Origin of the sequence: Butyrivibrio sp. NC2007 (assembly GCF_000421405.1) — a bacterium.
Taxonomy (GTDB): Bacteria; Bacillota; Clostridia; order Lachnospirales; family Lachnospiraceae; genus Butyrivibrio.
Genome location: NZ_ATWY01000002.1, coordinates 48,633 through 70,246 on the forward strand (window position 1 = coordinate 48,633; position 21,614 = coordinate 70,246).

A 21,614-nucleotide genomic window follows, 5' to 3' on the forward strand; every position below is an offset into this window, starting at 1 on the left:
TTTTATTATGGATTATTTGTTTACTTTTTCTTCCTGTTTCTTTTTATGCTTAGCATACATCTCTCTTCCGGCTTCACCAAAGAGTGCTATGAGAAGCAGCCACCACAGTCCCATCTTTTCTTCCTTGATATTATCTTCCAGAATACCCTTGGCTGATGCTTCATCCTCGATATTTACATATGCCTGATTCTCATCCTCTGTGAATTCTCCGGTCTCTGTTTCCACTGTCTCTGCAAGAGCAGTTGCGCCATCTTCGATAGTAGTCGTCTCACCGGTTGCAGCTACTTCTCCGGCTCCTTCTGCAACATCTCCGGTTACTGTCTCTTCTGTGCCTGCTGCCAATGCATTCTCGGAAGCCTGACGGGCTGCACGTCTCTGATCAACTGCCGCAGGTGCTGCTTCCTGTACAGGGGTTTCTGCCGCAGCTTCTGCTACAGTGGCTGCAGGTGCTACAGGTGCTATTGGTGTTCTGCTTGCTGCTTCGCTTGTTATCACAGCCTCAGCTACCGCTCCGGCTACTCCGTCTGAAATCGTGACAGACACAGGGCGTCTCGGGTTAAGACGAAGAAGTGTGTTATCAAGATCCGTCTTAGCCTGGCCAAAGCCTTCTTTAATCTTATCAAGATTCTTCTGCGCTGTCTCAACCTTCGCATTGGACTCTTCAAGCATGCCATCCAACTCGGTAAGTACCTCTCTCACGGTCATCTTGTTGAGCTCATCTGCCTTCTCCGCGCTGACTTCAATCCCAAAGTATGATGCTACATCATCAACTCCAAGAGCCTTAGTCGCAAGTACAGACCTCTTCTTCTGGCTCTTTAGATCATTTATTGCTTCGCTCAAGGTATCAGCCTCATACTGAGCTATCTGCACAGCCTGCTGTGCTTTTGCTGTCGCATTCTCAAATCCCGCATACTTACCGGCAAGTTCTGCTGCATTGCCGGCAGCTGTGGCATTTCCATTGATAAATGCATTTAGAGCCTGACTTTCCTTGACAAGCTGTTCCACCTTATCAATTCCGAGTCGATTCATTGTTGCCTTTGCATAATTGTTCTTGTCATTGGTTGTATAGTTAATGACATTATGATCAGCACCAACAACCAGACAGTCAGCATTGTGAAACAGATTGTTCTGGTTCTGAGAAATCTTATCCACTGTCGCTCCGGAATCCTTGAGAGTCATGGTACCGTCGCTATTTACTACAACTTCGCCGGATGCGATCATCTCATTTATTTCAGCTGTAACCTTATAGACTCGCTCACCGTCCAGATTAAATGCATAGACATCAAGGATGCCATCTTTGGTTTTCTCTTTTATTTCACTTGTTTTGCCTATCAAACCAGGATATTTTTGTGTGAGATACTTGTTGGCCGCAATCTCATCTTCGGTCTTTTCATATACAACGATTACATTTCCGTTACTAGCTCTTGCTCCATCTTGCCAGTTATCATTAACAAATGATTTCTCGGCGCTATCCCAGTTGAAGTACTTTTTACCCTGAACTATCTCACCGTCATCGTTTCTGTAGTAGAATGTAACCTTAGCTGCATTACACTCCTGTTTATCAAAGGACTTGATCTTCTCATCATTGTCATTTCCGTCCTTCATGTACTGCCACTTGATCTCGTATCCTTCGCCCCTTACCACATCAATTCCAAGTCTCTTTGTAAGGTAATAGTTCTCAACAACCTGCTCCATTACAGAACGGTTCTTCTTGATGTCACCACCTATCTTGCCTGCCCAGTTATCGCCACTTGCCTGTTTAAGAGCATCAGCATCAATTGCATCATCAAGCTTATCCCCCACAAGTTCAAGAGCTCCTGCCAGATTATCGACTTTCTGCTGTGCAGCATCGATATCCTTCTGAGCCTCAGCAGTCTTATCTTCAGCGCTCTTAATCTTGTCGCCGAATTCCTTCTCAGCCTGCTCCATTTTTTCTTCAGCGGCCTTAAGGTTTGCTGATGCAGCTTCGTACTGCTTTGTGAGGTTATCATAGAACTCTTTCATTGCATCAAGAGTTGACTTTGTATCCTGCACAAGCTTGTCGAGATCTTCATATGCCTTATTTGCTTCTTCAGGTGTCTGAGCTTCTTTTATGGATTCAATGAGAACATCAGCTTTTTCCTGTGTCTCGATGGAATCCTGAACCATATGCTCAGCCTTCTCTGTAGCATACTTAACATCTTCGAATGCAGCCTTAGCTTCATTCTCCATATCCTGTTCATAAACAGAAGCCTGCTTGTCAGCTGCGCCGGCGTCGTTAAGATTCTGCTTAACCTCTGTGGCTTTTTCAGATGCAGCATCAAGAGAAGACAGTGCTGAAGGATCATTCTCACCATCGTTAACTACTGCATTTGCAGCTTCTATAACCTTGTCTATTGCTTTATCTGCTTCCGTTTTCTTTGTTGCATCTATTCCGGCTGCTTCTCCGGCAACAGCTGCGTTTTCAGAAGAAAGAATCTCTTCTACTGCAGCACCGGCTTCTATCTTAGCACTCTGAAGTTCGTCTTCGGATGCTTCTGTAGCTTCTCCTGCAGCTGCATCCGCAACTACCTGAGCCTGTTCTTCTGCTTCCTGCGTAACTGCAGGAGCTTCCGCCTCAGTAGAAGCGACGTCACTCTCAGTTGTTGTATCCGGAAATTCTTCAGGTGGAGCTGTAGCCTCGCCGTTTGCATACGCAGTAACCGGCGTTGCAAGAGCCATCATCGCCGAGATTCCGACCGTAAGAGCAGAAACCAACTTTTTGTTTTTGAGATCTTTCTTCATCATAGTAATTTACCTCACCCCTAAAAAACTGTTATTCCTCTGAATCTGCATCAACTCCGATTTGCTCGAACAAATACTCAAGTACATCAGATGTGAACTTTTTAGCCTTGAAGGCAACAGACTTCTTACTTCCTACTTCCTGATCTTCTCTGACTGCCTCTGAGTACATGATCATTGTCTCTGTAACTACGATCATGTCTCTTCCTACAAGATTAGGTACTCGCTTATCGATCGTGATAGCGATTCCCAGAGGACTGACGTTCTTAACCTGTCCGTAAAACTTCTCCAGAGTCTGCCTGTCAACGATAACACTGTTTGCCAAAAATTCAATTCTGTTGATACTTCTGCGTTCTTCCATGTTTCCCCCCTGTTATCCAGTATTATTTTTATTTGTCTTTAGTGAAATAAAAAAGGGACGCATATGCATCCCTTAATTTTAGAATTATCAGCCCCCCGAAGATATGCGCCCTACTTTGTCGGCGTATTTGATACTGTAAATTCTTCTGAGGGATTCATTGATTCTCTCTTCGCTGATGTTACCGTCCTGAACCTCTGCCAGTAAGCCAGCGTATGCCTCTTCAAAATTTTCAGGAATGTATATCATATCTGCTCCAGCCTTAACGGCTGCTATAGCAGCATCTTTCGATGTGTAATACTCAGTAACTGCTTTTTCATTCAAAGGAGCTGTTATAACAATTCCGTTAAATCCAAGCGCTCCTCTAAGTTCATCCTCCACGATCTTATCTGAAAGACAAGCCGGTGTATTGTCTCCGGTAAGCTCCGGGAGTGAAATGTTTGATACCATCATTGCTCCGATTCCGGAATCAATGGCGTTTTTGAAGACCTCATACTCGCCTATGACAAGATCTTCTCTTGTTGCTTCGCTTGTAGCCATGCCCGAAGCCGTATCACCTTTTAGCGGGAAAAGATATCCGCAGGAAGTAACTCCCGCATCCTGCATGCCTGTCATATAGGCGCTTGTCAGCTCTTTTACCGTATCTATGTCAGCTCCGAACAATGCTTCTTCCGAAACTTCCATATCAGGCGTTATCGCAAAATTGAAACCGTTCTTAAACAGTTCAGCCCCTGCTTTATTGCCTGCATTTATCGATGTTTCCGCATCGGTTATCTCTGCATCGGGTCCTGTTCCCAAAGTGGTCTTAACCGAATCCGCCGCAGCCGATTGCTCCGAAAGGATGGTGAATATCGGATACTTACTCATCGTAGCTGTGGTCTCCAGCATCTCTTTTATCTGATCTGTAGACTTGATATTCTTGGGAGCATATATTACTCCGCCAACAGCGTAAGATGCAAGTGCTTCCTGCGTACCGGTTCCTGCCTTGACGGCTGTATCAACTCCCGTAAGCTGCTCCGGCGTAACCAGGAAAAGACCTGCCACCTTATCCTCTAATGTCATCTCTGAGAGGATGCTTCCGAGAACCTCATCCATCAGTTCTTCTTCGGTATATTCCTGAACTTCTTCCGTTTCCTCAGGAGTTTCTATTACAGCAGGCTCAGAAGATACCTCTTCTGTTGCCTCCACTGTAGCCTCTTCTGCAGCAGGCTTGCTGCCCAAAGCTTTCCTCAGCATGTGAATACCGAATATCAGGAGTCCTAATACTACTACAACGATCACACCCAAGGTTATATATGCAGCCATCTGGCTCTTTTTTCTACGCGCTCTGCGAGCCAGTCGCTTCTCATCAAAGTCCTGTTCGTCAAATCGTGCCATCTGTTTCCCCATTCAAACTTTTTTCTAGTATATATGATAGCACAAATTTAGCACTGCGCATATATAAAGCAAGCACGACGCTTTTTTTGACTTTTGATCCCTATATGCGCACAAAAATCGAGGGCAGAAGCTTCATCCATATTACCTGCTTCTGCCCTTATGCCGAGTACTCATCAAATTCAATTGTTATTACGTCCAACGGACTAATCCTCCAATTCTCAGCCTCATCGTTCCATTAACTTTTGCATTCATATGCTGTGGTTGCAAGGTGGAGATATTGTCATAACCACTAATCATGTACTTGAAGTGCTGTAGTTCTGATACTTACTTTCTTTCTAACTAAATACTTCTAAAAACTATTTTATAAAACTAACTTAGTATGCTGGTGGAGTGTACCATCCTTTCCTTGAATATTTTAATTACCTATCCCTTTGGAGTGTACCTGCCTTTCTTTCTCCCCGGCTCTGTTTGTTCTATATACCTGGGGCGAAGTATTTTCGATATCTTATAAGTATCTCTTGATGGTTTTATTATATTCACCGCCTTCTAATTTGTCAATACATTTTTAAATTTTCTGTTGATTATTTAGAAACTATCGTTTAAATTGTAGTATTTTCTGTTATTTATTCTAATTGTATATTCATTTTATACAATTCTGCAAATAAAAGAACTGCTACATCAAAGCCTTGATATAGCAGTTCAAATATTATGTCAATTCAGATTTGATAAATTAGTCAAGGGGATATTTGTCAGTCAATTTTTTAATAATTGCTCTTGCTTCGTCATTCTTCTCACCCTTGTTCTTGATAACAATTGAGATAGCCTCTGCGATCTGATCCATATCCTCAGTGTTCATGCCTCTTGTTGTTACAGCAGGTGTTCCGAGTCTTATTCCACTGGTAACGAATGGAGACTGCTGCTCGTTAGGAATTGTGTTCTTGTTGGCTGTGATATGTGCATCGTCAAGCCAGGCTTCAACTTCTTTTCCTGTAAGGCCAAAGTTTGTGAGGTCGATGAGCATAAGGTGGTTATCTGTTCCACCTGATACGATCTTGATTCCACGGCTCATAAGTCCGTTGCAAAGAGCCTTTGCATTATCGATGATGTTCTGAGCGTACTGTTTGAATTCAGGTGAAAGAGCTTCTTTGAAGCAGATAGCCTTAGCTGCTACAACATGCTCAAGTGGTCCGCCCTGGATGCCCGGGAATACAGCCTTGTTGAACTTGTACTTATCCTGAGCTTCCTGATTCCAAAGAATAAGTCCTCCTCTTGGTCCACGAAGAGTCTTGTGAGTTGTTGTAGTTACAACATCTGCGTATGGGAATGGACTTGGATGAAGTCCTGCTGCAACAAGTCCTGCGATGTGAGCCATATCTACCATGAGAACTGCTCCGCAGGCATCTGCTGCTTCTCTGAATTTCTTAAAGTCAATTGTTCTGCAGTAAGCTGAAGCACCTGCGATGATGAGCTTGGGCTTATGCTCTACTGCAAGCTTGTACATATTGTCATAATCAAGAATTCCGTTGTCATCTACACCATAAGGAACGATATTGTAATATGTTCCGGAAATATTGGCGCTGCTTCCGTGGGTAAGATGTCCACCCTGCTCAAGGTCCATACCCATGATAGTATCGCCAGGCTTAAGGAGAGCAAACTGAACAGCCAGATTTGCCTGAGCTCCTGAGTGAGGCTGAACGTTAACATAATCGCAGTGGAACAGCTCTTTTGCCCTTTCTCTTGCTATGTTCTCAACCTTATCTACAACATAGCAGCCGCCGTAGTATCTTTTCCCCGGGAGACCCTCGGCGTATTTGTTTGTAAGCGGACTTCCCATAGCTGACATAACAGCCTTGCTGGTCCAGTTCTCTGATGCGATCAGCTCGATGTGGTCATTCTGGCGAGCTACTTCTTCCTCGATCAGGGAAGCAATTTCCGGGTCTACCTTCCTAACTTCTTCCAATGAATACATTTACCAAATCCTCCTGAATCTTTACATAAGACTTTACGCATTTACAGTTTAATGCGTTAAAGCAACATCCCCGTTATAGTATCATACTCTCTCTAAAAATTCTATAGTTTTTATGCTACAATTTAATACGAAAATATTTCGATTGGGGGATGATCATGTATTACTGCATAGTTAACCCTTCTGCCAGATCAGGCAAAGGAAAAGATATCTGGGAATTACTTGAAAAGAAATTCATAGAAAAAGGTCTGGAGTACAGAGCTGTATTTACCAAGGGGCCGGGACATGCAACAAAACTCGCAAACAGCCTTACCGAGCCCAAATCATCAGACAGTGACGCAGATTCACCGATCAAGCTCATTGTCCTTGGCGGAGACGGGACTTTAAACGAAGTCATAAATGGAATACAGGATTTTGAGAAAACTCTTGTTGGCTATATCCCCATCGGCTCAAGCAATGATTTTGCAAGGGATCTGTCTTTTCCAAAAAAGCTTGATGACCTGATCGCGCAGATCCTCAAGGCTGAAAACGTAAGAACGCTGGATCTTGGCAAGCTCACCTATAACACAATGTCCAGGGAGACTTCCAGGCTTCACGAGGATCGCATAGCAGTCACAAGGCTCTTTGATGTCAGCGCAGGAATCGGTTTCGATGCAGCAGTATGCGAGCAGGCTCTCTCATCAAATACCAAGAATTTCCTCAACAAGATCGGTCTTGGCAAACTCACCTACGGCTCCATAGCCTTAAGACAGCTCTTTGGCGCCGAGAAAGTAGCCTGTGAGATAACTCTTGATGATAAAAAGACAATTCGCTTAAACCGCTTTATCTTTATAGCAGCCATGGTTCATCACTACGAGGGCGGAGGCTTTAAGTTTGCTCCGGGTGCGGATCTCACCGACGGAAAGTTTGACCTTGTCTATGCCGGTGATATGCCATCAGCCAAGATGCTCCTTGCGCTTCCTTTATCCTTTATCGGTCACTACTTCTGGATAAAAGGCATCGGACATCACGTTGTTCAGAAGGTATCAATAAAGACACAAAAGCCGCTGTGGGTTCATACGGACGGCGAAGTATCAGTCAAGTCAGACCATATAACTTTCGAGTGTCTTAAGCAAAAACTCAGAATGATGAATTAATAAAAAAGCTCCCTGCTTGATACTAAGCAGGGAGTTTTAATTTAATCCAGGTTATATCGAACTGCCACTCTCTCTTCCTGCCTTGAACAGAAGTTCTCGAGAAATGGTGAGTGATAAAATACCATATAGAATATTGTTGCCATGATGAAAGCAGTGATCACATCATATACAGAATGCTGTTTGATAAACATTGTAGAGAGAATAATTGAAATGCCAATAAAATCACTTACTATCTTGGCTGTCTTATTGCATCTCTTGCAATGATGAACAGCAATCATTGTTCCGAGTGAGTTATATACATGGATGCTGGGCCAAAGGTTAGCCGATGAATCCGTGTTGTATATTATCTGCACAAGGTGTGTAAAAACATTGTCCCTTGGCATCACTACAGGTCTTAAGTGATGCATATTCGGAAACAGTGTTGATACAACAAGGAACACTGTCATTCCGGTAGCCAGGAAAATGAAGTTCTTGTAATAGTCCTCAACTTCAAACGAGAACAGGAAAAACAAGAGTGTCAATGATACATACAAAAACCATGTATAGTAGGGTAAAACAAAAACCTCTACAAATGGGATCATGTCATCCACAGCTGTATGTATGATTGAATAGTGTGTAAATGTGTGCTTCTCGATGGCAATAAACCAGATCATATAGATGGGCGCATAAATCAGGATAGGCAGGGCAAGATGTAAAATATCGGTCATCCATGCCTTATCTACCGTCCTTCCGGTCCACTTTTCGTATTTCTTTTTCATAATATTCCTCAATAACAATTCAAGCTAAACACAATGATGAAGTTTATTCTAGCACTTTATATGGTGATGTAAATCATCAGAATCACCATAAAATGTGCTAAATAACGTTAAGTTTTAGGAAAATTATCCATTAGTTGAAATGGAAAATCTTCTGTAATAACTTATATCCGGCCAGTGTGATCTTTCTTCCTCCCTTGCCGGGCAGATAGATGTAAGTACCCTCAATACTGTATCTGATCTTGGTATAGAGCAGGAAATTCTTCTGTTTAATGTAGTCAAGGAGCTCCTGTCTCTTGGCCAGATTCTCTTTTGTGTCCTCTGTGATCAAAAGTACTGACGAAATAGCTGTTATTATCTCGAGATAATTAAACATATACTTATGGCGCTCTTTCTGTGAACGAATCATGCCATAGTTCTCTACATAATAATCAACCATGAGCTTGTTGACCTTGAGCTGCTGATCTATACGGGAGAGCATGATCTGCTGATTAACCGACTGATCTTCTCTACCGATGTAGTAATAGTAGAAATTCACATCAAGGTAGTACATGTTCTTAACAAAAGGAAGCGGATTGAACACGTAAATATTATCTACATAGAAGGTATGCTCAGGGAGCTTAAGTCCACACTGTCTGAGGAGCTTGGTCCTGTAAATAACAGAGTGCATAAGAAGGTAATGTCCCTTTGGAGTTCTCTTTACATCCTTCCAGGTAAAGAGCTGTTCAATGGGGAACATTGACTTGTAGCGCATAACCTTGTGGCGCTTCTCCCCTACTTTGTTATATACAAAGTTACTGATAAGAAGATCAAGCTGCTTATCACCACCTGCAAGCTCAGCAAGGGTGCTGAGTATCTTTCTGTACGCAATCTCTTTTACCCAGTCATCTGAGTCCACAACCTTAAAGAAAAGTCCTGTGGCATTCTCAATACCGGTATTAACGGCTGAACCGTGTCCGCCGTTGGGTTTGTGGATAGCTCTGCAGATTGTGGGATACTTAGCCTCATACTGGTCTGCTATCTCTGCTGTTCTGTCCTTGGAACCGTCATCAACAATGAGGATCTCAACCTCTTCTCCGCCAACAAGCAGTGAATCGATGCACTTCTCCATATAATCCTGTGAATTGTAACAAGGTACTGCAATTGATAATAACTTCATTGATTAACTCCTTAATCTGGTACTCTCAAATTTCTCCATGGTTGTAAGGCAGGTGCGAAGGTCATTGTATCTGTCATACACATCTCCCTCATTGACCACAACTCCGACTGACAGGGCCATGATATCAATCATATCATTTGTTATTATTGGCCTTAATTTGGCTAAAATGTCGTTCTTCTCAGATGCCAGATCCGCATCCATAAACTGGATGACCAGCGGATCAAGGTTCAGCTCCTGAGCTTCCTCATCCACACTCTTTTCCATGATAACGGATTTCTCGGTGGGCTTGAAGTTGAACATAGGCTTTTTTATCGGTTCTTTTTCAGTTTCTTTTTCCGGCTCTTTTACAGGCTGTGGCGTAACCACCCTCTCAGATACGTCATCCGAGGGAGTTACCTTTTCAAACCTCATCTTCTGTTTGACATCCGGATACTTGTCTCTGTCAACCTCCGACATGAACATATCTAGAGGTCTTACATAAACCTTATAATCTCCGTACAAGGCCTGATACACTACCATCTCTTCTCTTGTCTCGGAATGAATCGCGATGGTAAGGACCTGGTACATATTGCCCTTAAAATGTCTGTAAATCTCTTGTGGTCTTGGTCTGTCTGCCATAAACACCCCTCTTTGTGGCCCCCGGCCACACGTTTATATAGTATAATTCAACATTTGCACATTTTCAAATATCTTTTATCCGGCACTTCTCTTGGAAGTGGAGCCTATGATCACCATTTCCACACTGATGATGTAATCCAGTTTGCCGGTCTTTACCGCTTCATCGTTGGATGCACATAATTCAAGCGCATCCTTAAGCTGCTTGTATGAATAGCTCCTGGCCCAGTTCTGATACTTGCCAACCAGGAATGGTGCCAGCTTAAGCGCTGATGCTATCTGTCCCTTATCCCTCCGGTTGTCCGTCATCTCTTTTACCTGAAGCATCAGATTAAACTGCCTTGTGATAAGGGAAAGTATCTTGGCCGGTGGTTCCTTGAGGGCCAGAAGATCATAGTAGAGTTCCATGGCTCTCTTCTGGTCCTGAGCAGAAATAGCATCTGTCATGGCAAAAATCCTGCTGGTAAGATAGTTTGCGCATACACTCTCTATGTCTGCTTCGGTTATCTCATTTCTGTCTATACAGTAGCAAACAAGCTTTTCAATTTCAGTTGCTATGTTTGACATGTCAGTACCTACGCGGTCTATAAACACTGCCTGAGCTCTAGGAGATATGGTCTTTCCATCCTGTGCGAACTTAGACTTTATCCACCGCATCAACGTCTCATCGCTCTGTACATCACAGTCTATCTCAAATCCGAGTTTGCTTACTGCCTTGTAGATGTCTTTTCTCTTATCTACTTCCTTCTCTACAAAGATAAATAGCGTGGTATCGGACGGTTCCTTAAGATACTCAGCAAGCTCCGGACATCCGTTTTTAAAAAAGCCGCTGTCCTGGACGAGAATGACTCTCTTATCAGCAAGAAACGGCATAGTCTGCGCCATATCTATGATCTGTCCCGGTACGTTGCCATCTCCCTCATACCTGTTAAAGTTCATGGAAGACTCGTCGCACCCAAGTGCCTTTAAGAGCTTATCCCTGTTCTGAAGACGAAGATAAGCTTCTTCACCATATATAAGGTAGCAGGGTTTAAAATTCCCACTGGCAATATCATCATTTAATTGTTTTTGTTTAGCCGGAAAATCCGTAGTTTTTGCTGCCATCTAAAAACACACCTCGTTTTCTATGTTAACATAATTGGCTTTTTTTTGATATACTAGATGAGCGCATAATTTTCTTTTAATAAGTTGAGGAAACACTATATGTTGATACATGGCCTTCAAAAAATGACACTTCTTGATTATCCGGAGAATGTCGCCTGTACCGTATTTTTTGGCGGATGTGATCTAAGGTGTCCATATTGTCACAACTTTGAGCTTGTAGACGGCACAGCGGAGCCGATCATGGATGACGAAGAGTTCTTTTCCTTCCTAAAGAAAAGAGTTGGACTCCTTGACGGTGTTGCCATTACAGGAGGAGAGCCCCTTCTTCGCAAGGATTTGCCTGAGTTTATAAGAAGGATCAAGGAACTTGGCTTTAAGGTCAAACTTGATACCAACGGAAACCATCCGAATGAGCTTAAGGCTCTTTTAGACGAAGGGCTTATTGATTATGTGGCCATGGATATCAAGAATTCTCTTCCAAAATATGCCGTGACAATTGGTCTTCCTGATTTTGATACCTCAAATATCGAAAAGAGCATCGAAATCATTATGCACAGCGGCGTTTCATACGAGTTTAGAACCACTGTGGTAAAAGAACTTCACGACGATTCTTCGTTTGAAGCTATCGGAAAAATGATTAGTGGTGCCACTCATTATTACCTACAAGCATTTGTGTCAAGAGAAACTGTTCCAAATAAAAATCTCTCCTCTCCCGATCCCGAAGATATGGACAGGTATCTGAAGATCGCTCAAAAATATGTGCCGGACGCACAGCTGCGCGGAATGTGATTTTCGACTTCAAACCACAATATATTGTGTTTATGTTTTTTCGTTTATCTATATATTGACAGAAGGATTTCATTGTGCTATCCTTGTTTTATCGAAAGTGCCAAGGCAATTGGCACTTTTAATTTCAGAAAATCTTATGGTTAGTTTTGTTTAAGGGGGTTTCTTATGTATCAGGTTGTAAAAAGAGACGGAACAGTTGCGGAATTTAATATATCCAAGATTTCAGCTGCTATAACCAAGGCCTTTGTGGCTCTTGAGAAGGATTATCACTCAAGCGTGATCGATCTCATCGCCCTCAGAGTTGCTTCAGACTTCGAGAGCAAGGTAAAAGACGGAAAGATCACCGTAGAAGAAATTCAGGACAGCGTTGAGAAAGTCCTTTCAGAGGCAGGCTATTCAGATGTATCCAAGGCATACATCCTCTATCGTAAGCAGCGTGAAAAGGTTCGTAACGTTAACTCTGCCCTCCTTAACTATAAAGATCTCGTTGATGATTATCTCAAGATCAACGACTGGAGAGTTAAAGAGAATTCAACAGTTACATATTCTGTAGGAGGACTTATCCTCTCTAATTCAGGTGCGATCACAGCTAATTACTGGCTTTCAGAAGTTTATGATGAAGAGATTGCAAACGCTCACAGAAGCGCTGCCATCCACATCCATGACCTCTCAATGCTCACAGGTTACTGCGCAGGCTGGAGCCTTAAGCAGCTCATTCAGGAAGGCCTCGGCGGAGTTCCCGGCAAGATCACATCTTCACCTGCAAGCCATCTCTCTACCCTCTGCAACCAGATGGTCAACTTCCTTGGAATCATGCAGAATGAATGGGCAGGCGCTCAGGCATTCTCATCATTTGATACATACCTTGCACCTTTTGTTAAGGTGGACAACCTCTCTCAGAAAGAGGTTAAACAGTGCATCCAGTCCTTCGTATATGGTGTAAATACACCTTCACGCTGGGGAACACAGGCTCCTTTCTCAAATATCACACTTGACTGGACCGTTCCTAATGACCTTAAGAACCTCAACTGTATCGTAGGCGGAAAAGAGCTCGACTTCACATACGGTGATTGTCAGCACGAAATGGATATGGTAAACAAGGCATTCATCGAGATCATGATCGAGGGAGATGCCAACGGACGTGGATTCCAGTATCCTATCCCTACATATTCAATAACACGCGATTTCGATTGGAGCGAGACAGAGAACAACAAGCTCCTGTTTGAAATGACAGCCAAGTATGGTACTCCATACTTCTCAAATTACATCAACTCAGACATGGAGCCTTCAGATGTTCGTTCCATGTGCTGCAGACTTCGTCTCGACCTCAGAGAGCTTCGTAAGAAATCCGGCGGATTCTTCGGTTCAGGTGAGTCAACAGGTTCTATCGGCGTTGTTACCATCGATATGCCTCGTATTGCTTATCTTTCAAAGGACGCTGATGAGTTCTACAAGAGACTTGATCACCTTATGGATGTTGCAGCTCGAAGCCTCCACACCAAGAGACAGGTTATCACCAAGCTCCTCGATCAGGGTCTTTACCCTTATACAAAGAGATACCTCGGATCCTTCTCAAACCACTTCTCAACCATCGGCCTTATCGGCATGAATGAAGTTGGACTTAATGCAAAGTGGATCCAGGCAGATATGACAGACAAGAGAACTCAGGAATTCTCCAAGGATGTCCTTAACCACATGAGAGAGCGTCTTGGTGAGTATCAGGTAATGTATGACGGAGAGCTCTTTAACTTAGAAGCTACTCCTGCTGAGTCAACAACTTACCGCTTTGCTAAGCATGACAAAGAGCTTTATCCTGACATCATCACAGCTAATATGAACGGAACTCCTTACTACACCAACTCATCTCACCTTCCTGTTGGTTACACTGAGGATATCTTCTCCGCTCTTGATATTCAGGATGAGCTTCAGACACTCTATACATCAGGAACCGTATTCCATGCATTCCTGGGCGAGAAGCTTCCTGACTGGAAGGCAGCTGCTACATTAGTAAGAAAGATTGCTGAGAACTACAAGCTTCCGTACTACACAATGTCACCTACATATTCAGTATGTAAGGAGCATGGCTACCTTGCCGGCGAGCAGGCAGTTTGTCCTCACTGCGGAGCCAAGACAGAAGTATACAGCCGTATCACAGGCTACTACCGCCCTGTTGCTAACTGGAACGATGGTAAGGCTCAGGAGTACAAAGATCGTAAGGTTTATAACATCGGTCACTCCAAGCTCACACATACAGGCCCTAAGCAGGCAAGCTTTGTAGAGGCTGCTGTTAAGAAGTCAAATACAGAATCAGGAAGCAGCGCCGCAAATCTCGATGAGCAGACAGTAATGCTCTTCAAGACACAGACCTGCCCTAACTGTAAGATCGCAGGTTCACTTCTTGATAAAGCAGGTATTAAGTACAGCACACTTGATGCAAACGAGCACCCTGATCTTGTTGAGAAATTCGGAATCATGCAGGCACCTACACTTGTAGTTAAGTCAGGTGATGATTTCCAGAAGGTTCTTGGAGTTTCAGACATTAAGAGCTGGATTGCAGACAGTCAGGTATCATAAAGAAAACAAGCATAAATAATGGGACAGGCTAAAACAGCCTGTCCCGTTTTTATTGCAATTTTTTGTTTATTTATCAGCACAGATTCTTGACTACGCCCACAGATACATAGTTATCTAAAACTGCTCCGTAATCCGTATCATCTTCATGTACAGGGCTGTAGATGCCGTCCACCATAAGGCTCACACCACCGTTTTCAAGGTCAGCCGTCTTTTTGTATCTGTCTGTATAGAACGGAGTTCTTGAAACCGTTCTGTCTCTTAATACTCCCTTGCACTCTGAAAGCTTGCATCCGGGGAAGTTTATACTATCAACATATCCCGGCACATATTCTCTCTGTAGCATTTCTTCCATAAGCTCTTTTAAATAATGATCTGTTACCTCATGGATTCCATTGTTGGACTCTGAAAACGCTATTGAATGATAGCCCTGGAACTCTCCCTCAAAGGCAGCTCCAAGTGTGGCTGAATACTGTATGTCTGAAGAGACATTATAGCCATAGTTAATTCCGGACATTACTACGTCAGGTTTCTTAGGCATCAGATAAAGGCTTCCTACTCTCACACAGTCACTGGGTGTTCCTGAGCAGGTATAGGCTCTTACGCCCTCTATTCCGAAGTCATAAGGATAGCAGTCCACGCTATGACGAAGTGTCAGCGAATGGGAAGCTGCGCTTCTCTCACTCTCAGGAGCAACCACTGTAACCTCTCCAAACAAAAGGGCACACTCTACCAGCCTCCTAAGGCCGTCAGATTTTATTCCGTCATCGTTGGTTATCAGAATTTGTCTTTTCCCCAAAGCATTCTCCTCGCATTCATAATAATCTGTTGTTACATGGATATGATACCAAGTACATTAAGGATTGCGCTGACAAGAATTATCAACACAAACAGAGGGCACAAAAACCTGATCATAAATGAAAAGATGTGCTTTCTCTGGAACGGATGTCCATCCTGTTCTACCTCCATGGTAAGCTTCTCCATGCCCATATATCTTGTGATAAGAAGACATGTTGCAAGCGCTGCCATCGGCATCATTACTGAATTGGTAATAAAGTCAAAGAAATCCAAAAACTGCATTCCGATGATTGTCACGCCTGAAAGTGGACCGTTACCAAGAGATGAAAGACTTCCGAGAACTATCATAACAAAGGCCATTATAAGAGTTCCGTTTCTCCTGCTCCAGCCAAATTCATCAGAGAAGGTGGAAACAGCGCTCTCTGTCAGAGCAATCGCACTTGTAAGCGCTGCAAATAATACCAGCGCAAAGAACAAGAAACCGATGATCCTTCCAAATCCCATGCTGGCAAAGATCTTGGGCATAGTGATAAACATCAGTGAAGGTCCTGCCTTAAGCATTGACTGATCTCCGTTATAAAAAGAGAAAACCGCAGGAATTATCATAAGGCTCGCAAGAATGGCGATAGCTGTATCAAAGAACTCCACCTGTCTTGTGGACTCGTCGATGCTGACTTCCTTCTTAACATACGATCCGAAAGTGATCAGGATTCCCATGGCAATAGAGAGTGAGTAAAACATCTGTCCCATGGCTGTTACCAGCGTCATTATTGAGAAGTTCTGAACATTTGGGATAAAGAGGAATTTAACTCCCCCCAAAGCGCCGGGCCTTGTTACCGAATAGACGCAGATGATCAGCGCCAGTACCACAAGTACAGGCATCATGAGCTTGGACACACGCTCTATTCCGTTTTCAACGCCCATGAAAATAACACCAAGAACAAGGACTGCAAATACTATGAACCAAAACTCAGACTTTGAACCGTCTGAAATAAAATCCACAAAGAAACTGTCCGACGCAACGGTAGCAGCATCACTTCTTATGTATTCAAACAGGTATTTGCATACCCAGCCACCTATAACTGAGTAGTAAGGCACGATCAGGATCGGGATGATAGCATTTATCCATCCGCCTACAGACATAAATTTGTTGTTACTAAGAGTGTTAAATGCACCTACAGGGCTCTTTTTGGTGTTTCTTCCTATTGCTGTCTCAGCCACGATCATAGTGTAGCCAAAAGTAAGAGCCAATATGATATAAACAAATAAAAAGATTCCTCCGCCATACTTGGCACACAGATACGGGAATCTCCATATATTTCCAAGCCCTACCGATGCTCCGGCAGCTGAAAGTACAAAGCCGATCTTTCCGGAAAAAGACCCGCGGTTATCATTCTTCAAAACATTTTCCTCCGATATCATTTTTCGCACAGTGTTTAGTATAGCACAAAATTTTAAAAGCTTAAAAATTAACCGGGCAATATGCAGTTACTTTTCCGCCATTAACCTCCACTGTGACCATGCCACATTCATCTGTACGATAGACTGCCGTTCCAATGTTTTCAAGCCTTTGGAGCACCTCATCGTGAGGATGACCATAGCTGTTGCCTGCTCCGCAGGAAATGAGGGAAAGCCTTGGCCTTGTCAGATCCAGGAATTCTTTATCCGTAGTGTATTTTGAACCGTGATGAGCAACCTTTAAAAGTGTTATGCCATCAGGATACTCATCCTCTGCGCTTAGCCATAGATTTTTCAGAGCCTCCTTCACATTCGTAAGTCCCTCATTTTCCACATCCCCTGTAAAAAGAGCTGTGAACTCCCCATACATCAAATAAAGCACCATTGAATAGGCATTGGGTTCCTCTGTTATCATGCCTCTTTCAGGATTAAGGCAGGTAAAAGTTGCGCCCGATAAAGAAAATGATTCACCGGTGTTTATGTAGTCGATAGGGATCCTGAGCTCATCAGCTCTTTTCTCTAAAAAATCATAGTTTTCTCCCTGAGAGGATGTGGAAACCTCCGGAAGAAGAAGCCTGTCGATCCATATTCCGCCCTTCTCCATATCATCCATTATGTCGAGGATCCCACTGACGTGGTCCTCATCTTCATGGGTCATCACCACCGCATCCAGCCTTCCTATTCCCTTGTATTTCAGAAACGGAATAATTCTGTACTTTCCGACATTTTTAGTCGAGGTACTTCCTCCATCGATGAGCATGTGCCTTCCTCCGCAAGAGATCACTATCCCGTCGCCCTGACCCACATCAACCATATCGATTTCAAGATCCGGCTTAACATGAAAAGTAAGGGCAAAAACCGCCATCGCAAGAATCAAGACTCGTGTCACGCTCATCTTAAGTGGCGGCAGATAATCCTTATCCGAAAGCCATACAAAGGCAGCAACCAGACCTAAATAGATCAGCACCTGCCACTTCTGAGAATGTCCCATATACCAGGTACTGCCCCTGATAATGCCCTCCGATGAGCCAAGAAACCTGTACAGAGACAAAATGATATGAACGAACATCCCGGGTATTACCCCAAATGCGCCTCCGAATATCGCAAGGAACATAGTTATGATCCCAAGCAGCATCAAGATGCCCATAAGCGGAATGACTGCAAGATTAAGCAAAATGGAATGCAGAGGGTATGTGTAATAAAAGCTTGCATAGACAGGAAGCGTTGCCAAGAAGATGCTTAGTCCACTTGTAAGACCGCTTGATAGCTTCATCAGGATCTCTTTTGCAAAAGAAATCTCGTCATCCGCAAACTTCATCTTCCCGGATGTCACACCTTCAAAAGCAGCATCAAAAGAGAGCGCCGGGCGGATCACAGTCATACCGATCACCGCGCCAAAAGAAAACAAGAATCCACTGTTATACATATACAGAGGCTGATCCAGCAAAAGAAGTATCTCAGCAAGAGAAAGCCCCGTTAAAACATCGTAGGTTCTTCCCACCACAGGTGCAAAGAGCCTTAGCGCAAACATGCAGATTGCTCTGAAGGAGGATGTTCCCATTCCGCACATGATTCCGTAGGAATACATGAACGCTATTGGAAAAAGCATTGTCATCACCTTATTAAGGCCCAGCTTTCTAAGGAGCTCATAAAGCCCCATTCCGATCAGGGAGATATGAAGACCACTTACCGCCAATATGTGCATGATTCCATTGTCCTTGTACATATCTTTAGTCTCTTCATCCATAAAAGCCTTATCTCCCAGAAGCATAGCCTTCATTATGGCTGAATCCTGCTCTGACAAAGCTCTGTCCAAAGAGCTCTCCAAAAAGCGCCTTATCTTATAAAGCGTTTCTCTGTACCTGTTCGGCTCTCCACCGGTCTTTAGAATTTTAACCCCTGTTAGCCTGTATGAAATTTTCAGTGTTGAATAATATAACCGGCTGTCGAATTCTCCGGGATTTGTAGGCGCAGAAAAGGTCTTTACCTTACCTGAAACCTGAATATATTCTCCAATTGCTGGAAGAGCCTCATCTCCCGACTCCAGATAACACTGGATCAGCTTTGAATGTATGTTTATTTGCTCAGTTGGAACAATGTAGATTACCGGAAGAAATTCGCCCTGATAGCTTCTTCTGACCTCCTTGGACTGAACCCGTCCAATTACAGTCTGATAAGAGCCATCCGGGGCTGCGTTCATATTCCCGGTAATGTCAGACAAAAACACTTCAAGATAAATACAGACAGCCGCACTCAGCAGAATCGCCAAAAGACATAACGGCCGTTTCAAAGAAAAATACTCCTAACAAATAATCTTTATTCCATAAGATCAAGATTTCTCTCGTATGGTCCTGTAATTGAGAAATCCATAAATGTAAAATTAGCTTCTCCGTTTACAGAGAAAGCAACCTTATTTACGTTAGTAAGCTCTACGATGCTGTTTACCAGAGAATAAATAGCAACCTCAGCAGTTACGTTATAAGGCTCTGTCAAAAAAGAAGAATCAAAATCAACATAACAGACACCGTCTTTAACGTTAACGCTGTTGATCTTGGTGTCCTTGGATATGGTCGGATAACAGATATCAGTCTTGGGGCCTGTGATTATCTGCTCTACAGCCAGTCTCTCCATGGAAATATTACTGTTATAAACTACAGAGCGATAAACCGGAACCAGCCTATCTCCTGCTTCATTTGCAAAATAGAGCTTAAGCTCAACCCTCTCATAGGTGTTGATCTCATTTCCGACATTAAAGATAAATGTATCCGCTGACATATTGCCGATAATATTGCCATAGTGGTCAGCTAGAGGCGTTCCCTCTACCTGGAAGGATACATACTCAATCTCATCAAGCTGCGTAAAGGTTCTTACAATTGCCGCTCTGTCCAGGATCTCCACAGTTCTTCCGATATCTGCATACTTGATATCAAAATTAAGGGTCAGAACCTTATCGTTTAAAGAATACCCAAGAAGTGTTACTTCTCCCGTCAGCGGAGCTTCGTACTGAAGTCTTTCGGGCATTGTGCCAAGCTGTCCAATCAGTTCACGAATTACTGCATCCGTATCCTGCAGAGAGCTTTTAATATCATAGTTTACTGCTACAATACCGGTCTCACTGTTATTGACGTAAAAGAGCTTGAAGCTATCCGGATCGACTGCTTCTTTTCTGCCACATCCCGCCATTAAAACTGCCATACACACAATAAGGACAGCACATGTTATTCTGTTTTTCAAAAAAATAATTCTCTTCATATGACAATCCAATTGTTATTTTGCCGTAGTATTAACAGTCGCAGCTGTAAGCGGAATTGATATTGTAAAGGTTGTTCCTTCATCCAGTTTACTCTGCACATCGATACTTCCCCTGTGCATCAGAACCGCGTTCCTTGCTATTGACAGGCCAAGTCCGGTTCCGCCAATCTCACGTGATCTTGACTTATCGACCCTGTAAAATCTCTCATAAATATGGTCAAGGGATTCCTCGGGAATACCGTAGCCCGAATCCATAACTTTGACATAGAAATTCTGATGATCAGCATCAAGCTCAACCTTAACCCAACCCTCGTCCCTGTTGTATTTGATAGCATTTTCAACAAGATTCATGATAGCGAGTGATATCTTAACTTCGTCTATCTCCGCTACGATAGCTCTTTTACTCTCAAGTGTGAGTTCAATATTGTGTCTTCTGGCTATAGGTCTAAGTCTCTTAAGGATCACCTCTGTGAGGCTCACAACATCTACTGAGGTAATGGTAAGTCCCGATGCCTTCTTGTCCATCTTGACCAGGGACAAAAGGTCGTTGATGATCTTATCCTCTCTGTCGATCTCGGCACCGATATCTGTCATGAACTCCCTGTAAACCTCATTGGGAACATCCTCCTGGGCAAGAAGCGAATCTGCCAGAACCTTCATGGAGGTAATAGGAGTCTTAAGCTCATGAGAGACGTTGGATACAAACTCCTGCCTTGAGTCATCCAGAACCTTCATTCGCTTAAGAAGCGCATTGAAAGCCTTGATGATCTGCTCTGTCTCAAGGTAGTTAGGTCCGGTGATAGGCTCATCAGTATAGCCTGCCTTAACATCATTGATGGCTGCGGTAATTCTATCGAAGGGTTTTAGCAGCGTATGCGATACCCAGGCTGCAAAAGCAAGGATGAAGAGGATTATAACAACCTCAAGGCTCTGGGCTCTTCTGCTGAGGATATTCAGCGTAGTTGCAATAGTGTCGGTAGATACACTGGTCAAAAGAACTCCACGCACCACTTCACTGCTCTTGCCAATTGCAGATACATCCTCCTCCTGAATGAGATCACTCTCAATGATGGGAGTAACAATTTCAATGTATCCGTTGGCCTGGTCATACTTTGAAACCGTTCCCTTGGATCCGGTCTTTAGGCAGTTTACCACCTCTTCTGAGATGATGGTCTTGCCCTGACTTATGTTATAAGTGTCTTTTACCACCTTAAGATCATCGTTGATAACGATAACACGGCCATCATAAAGATTGGCTAGCATATCCAGCTCGGCATTAATTACTTCTGATGATGTATCAAGAAGGTAGTTGGAAACAATGAGGTGATTGGCGAGAATTCGCAGCTGTGTCTGTACCTCGGTCGATCTTACATTGACAGCACGATCCTCATAACTGGTCAGAATGACAGAATGCATAACGAGGCATGAAACAAGCCCCGTTATAAATACAATTATGAAGAATCGCACTCTTAGACTCTTAAGAATGTCTCTGAATTTAAACTTACTTTTATCCATA

Annotated in this window: 16 protein-coding genes; 3 read left to right on the forward strand and 13 right to left on the reverse strand. The window is 43.3% G+C overall.

All coding sequences use genetic code 11. The annotated features are described in order from the left end of the window. Positions 1-12 precede the first annotated feature (12 nt). The 4 genes from G632_RS0101985 to glyA form a co-directional block, all read right to left on the reverse strand. On the reverse strand, positions 13-2,766 hold the full coding sequence (locus G632_RS0101985; protein ID WP_022767357.1) for a hypothetical protein: 2,754 nt from the start codon (positions 2,764-2,766) through the stop codon (positions 13-15). A gap of 28 nt (positions 2,767-2,794) precedes the next feature. Beyond that, positions 2,795-3,121, reverse strand: a complete 327-nt coding sequence (locus G632_RS0101990) for a hypothetical protein (RefSeq protein WP_022767358.1) — start codon at positions 3,119-3,121, stop codon at positions 2,795-2,797. A gap of 87 nt (positions 3,122-3,208) precedes the next feature. Then, positions 3,209-4,495, reverse strand: coding sequence for a glycoside hydrolase family 3 N-terminal domain-containing protein (locus G632_RS18550; RefSeq protein WP_022767359.1), 1,287 nt, complete (start codon positions 4,493-4,495; stop codon positions 3,209-3,211). Positions 4,496-5,225: 730 nt separating this feature from the next. After that, the gene (gene glyA / locus G632_RS0102000) at positions 5,226-6,464 is read right to left on the reverse strand and encodes a serine hydroxymethyltransferase (protein WP_022767360.1); all 1,239 of its coding nucleotides are present in this window, start codon (positions 6,462-6,464) and stop codon (positions 5,226-5,228) included. Positions 6,465-6,619: 155 nt separating this feature from the next. Here glyA and G632_RS0102005 point away from each other — a divergent pair, with 155 nt between their 5' ends. Beyond that, positions 6,620-7,597, forward strand: coding sequence for a diacylglycerol/lipid kinase family protein (locus G632_RS0102005; protein ID WP_026512329.1), 978 nt, complete (start codon positions 6,620-6,622; stop codon positions 7,595-7,597). A 41-nt stretch (positions 7,598-7,638) separates the two neighbouring features. Here the strand turns inward: G632_RS0102005 and G632_RS0102010 are convergent, their stop codons facing one another. From G632_RS0102010 to holA, 4 genes are all read right to left on the reverse strand, one after another. Continuing rightward, the gene (locus tag G632_RS0102010) at positions 7,639-8,355 is read right to left on the reverse strand and encodes a Ser/Thr and Tyr protein phosphatase (RefSeq protein WP_022767362.1); all 717 of its coding nucleotides are present in this window, start codon (positions 8,353-8,355) and stop codon (positions 7,639-7,641) included. Between the two features lie 130 nt (positions 8,356-8,485). Further along, positions 8,486-9,511, reverse strand: coding sequence for a glycosyltransferase family 2 protein (locus G632_RS0102015; RefSeq protein ID WP_022767363.1), 1,026 nt, complete (start codon positions 9,509-9,511; stop codon positions 8,486-8,488). Between the two features lie 3 nt (positions 9,512-9,514). Continuing rightward, a complete protein-coding gene (locus G632_RS0102020) occupies positions 9,515-10,129 on the reverse strand; it encodes a DUF1653 domain-containing protein (protein ID WP_022767364.1) in 615 nt (204 codons plus the stop codon). Between the two features lie 75 nt (positions 10,130-10,204). Beyond that, the gene (gene holA, locus G632_RS0102025; RefSeq protein WP_022767365.1) at positions 10,205-11,230 is read right to left on the reverse strand and encodes a DNA polymerase III subunit delta; all 1,026 of its coding nucleotides are present in this window, start codon (positions 11,228-11,230) and stop codon (positions 10,205-10,207) included. A gap of 99 nt (positions 11,231-11,329) precedes the next feature. Between holA and G632_RS0102030 the strand changes: the two genes are divergently transcribed. Together G632_RS0102030 and G632_RS0102035 are read left to right on the forward strand one after the other, a co-directional pair. Further along, complete coding sequence (locus G632_RS0102030; RefSeq protein ID WP_022767366.1) at positions 11,330-12,019, forward strand: anaerobic ribonucleoside-triphosphate reductase activating protein; 690 nt, start codon at positions 11,330-11,332, stop codon at positions 12,017-12,019. Between the two features lie 165 nt (positions 12,020-12,184). Continuing rightward, complete coding sequence (locus tag G632_RS0102035; protein WP_022767367.1) at positions 12,185-14,593, forward strand: ribonucleoside triphosphate reductase; 2,409 nt, start codon at positions 12,185-12,187, stop codon at positions 14,591-14,593. Between the two features lie 73 nt (positions 14,594-14,666). On the opposite strand, the gene surE is transcribed toward G632_RS0102035, so the two are convergent. From surE to G632_RS0102060, 5 genes are read right to left on the reverse strand one after another with little or no spacing between them, the layout of a single operon-like run. Continuing rightward, positions 14,667-15,389, reverse strand: coding sequence for a 5'/3'-nucleotidase SurE (gene surE / locus G632_RS0102040; protein ID WP_022767368.1), 723 nt, complete (start codon positions 15,387-15,389; stop codon positions 14,667-14,669). Between the two features lie 32 nt (positions 15,390-15,421). Beyond that, on the reverse strand, positions 15,422-16,810 hold the full coding sequence (locus G632_RS0102045; protein ID WP_051154846.1) for a sodium-dependent transporter: 1,389 nt from the start codon (positions 16,808-16,810) through the stop codon (positions 15,422-15,424). Between the two features lie 40 nt (positions 16,811-16,850). Next, positions 16,851-19,136: a DNA internalization-related competence protein ComEC/Rec2 gene (locus G632_RS0102050; RefSeq protein WP_081647041.1), complete on the reverse strand. Its 2,286-nt coding sequence runs from the start codon at positions 19,134-19,136 to the stop codon at positions 16,851-16,853. Between the two features lie 26 nt (positions 19,137-19,162). Continuing rightward, positions 19,163-20,080, reverse strand: a complete 918-nt coding sequence (locus tag G632_RS0102055) for a GerMN domain-containing protein (RefSeq protein ID WP_022767371.1) — start codon at positions 20,078-20,080, stop codon at positions 19,163-19,165. Positions 20,081-20,113: 33 nt separating this feature from the next. Further along, complete coding sequence (locus G632_RS0102060; protein ID WP_022767372.1) at positions 20,114-21,613, reverse strand: sensor histidine kinase; 1,500 nt, start codon at positions 21,611-21,613, stop codon at positions 20,114-20,116. Position 21,614 lies beyond the last annotated feature (1 nt).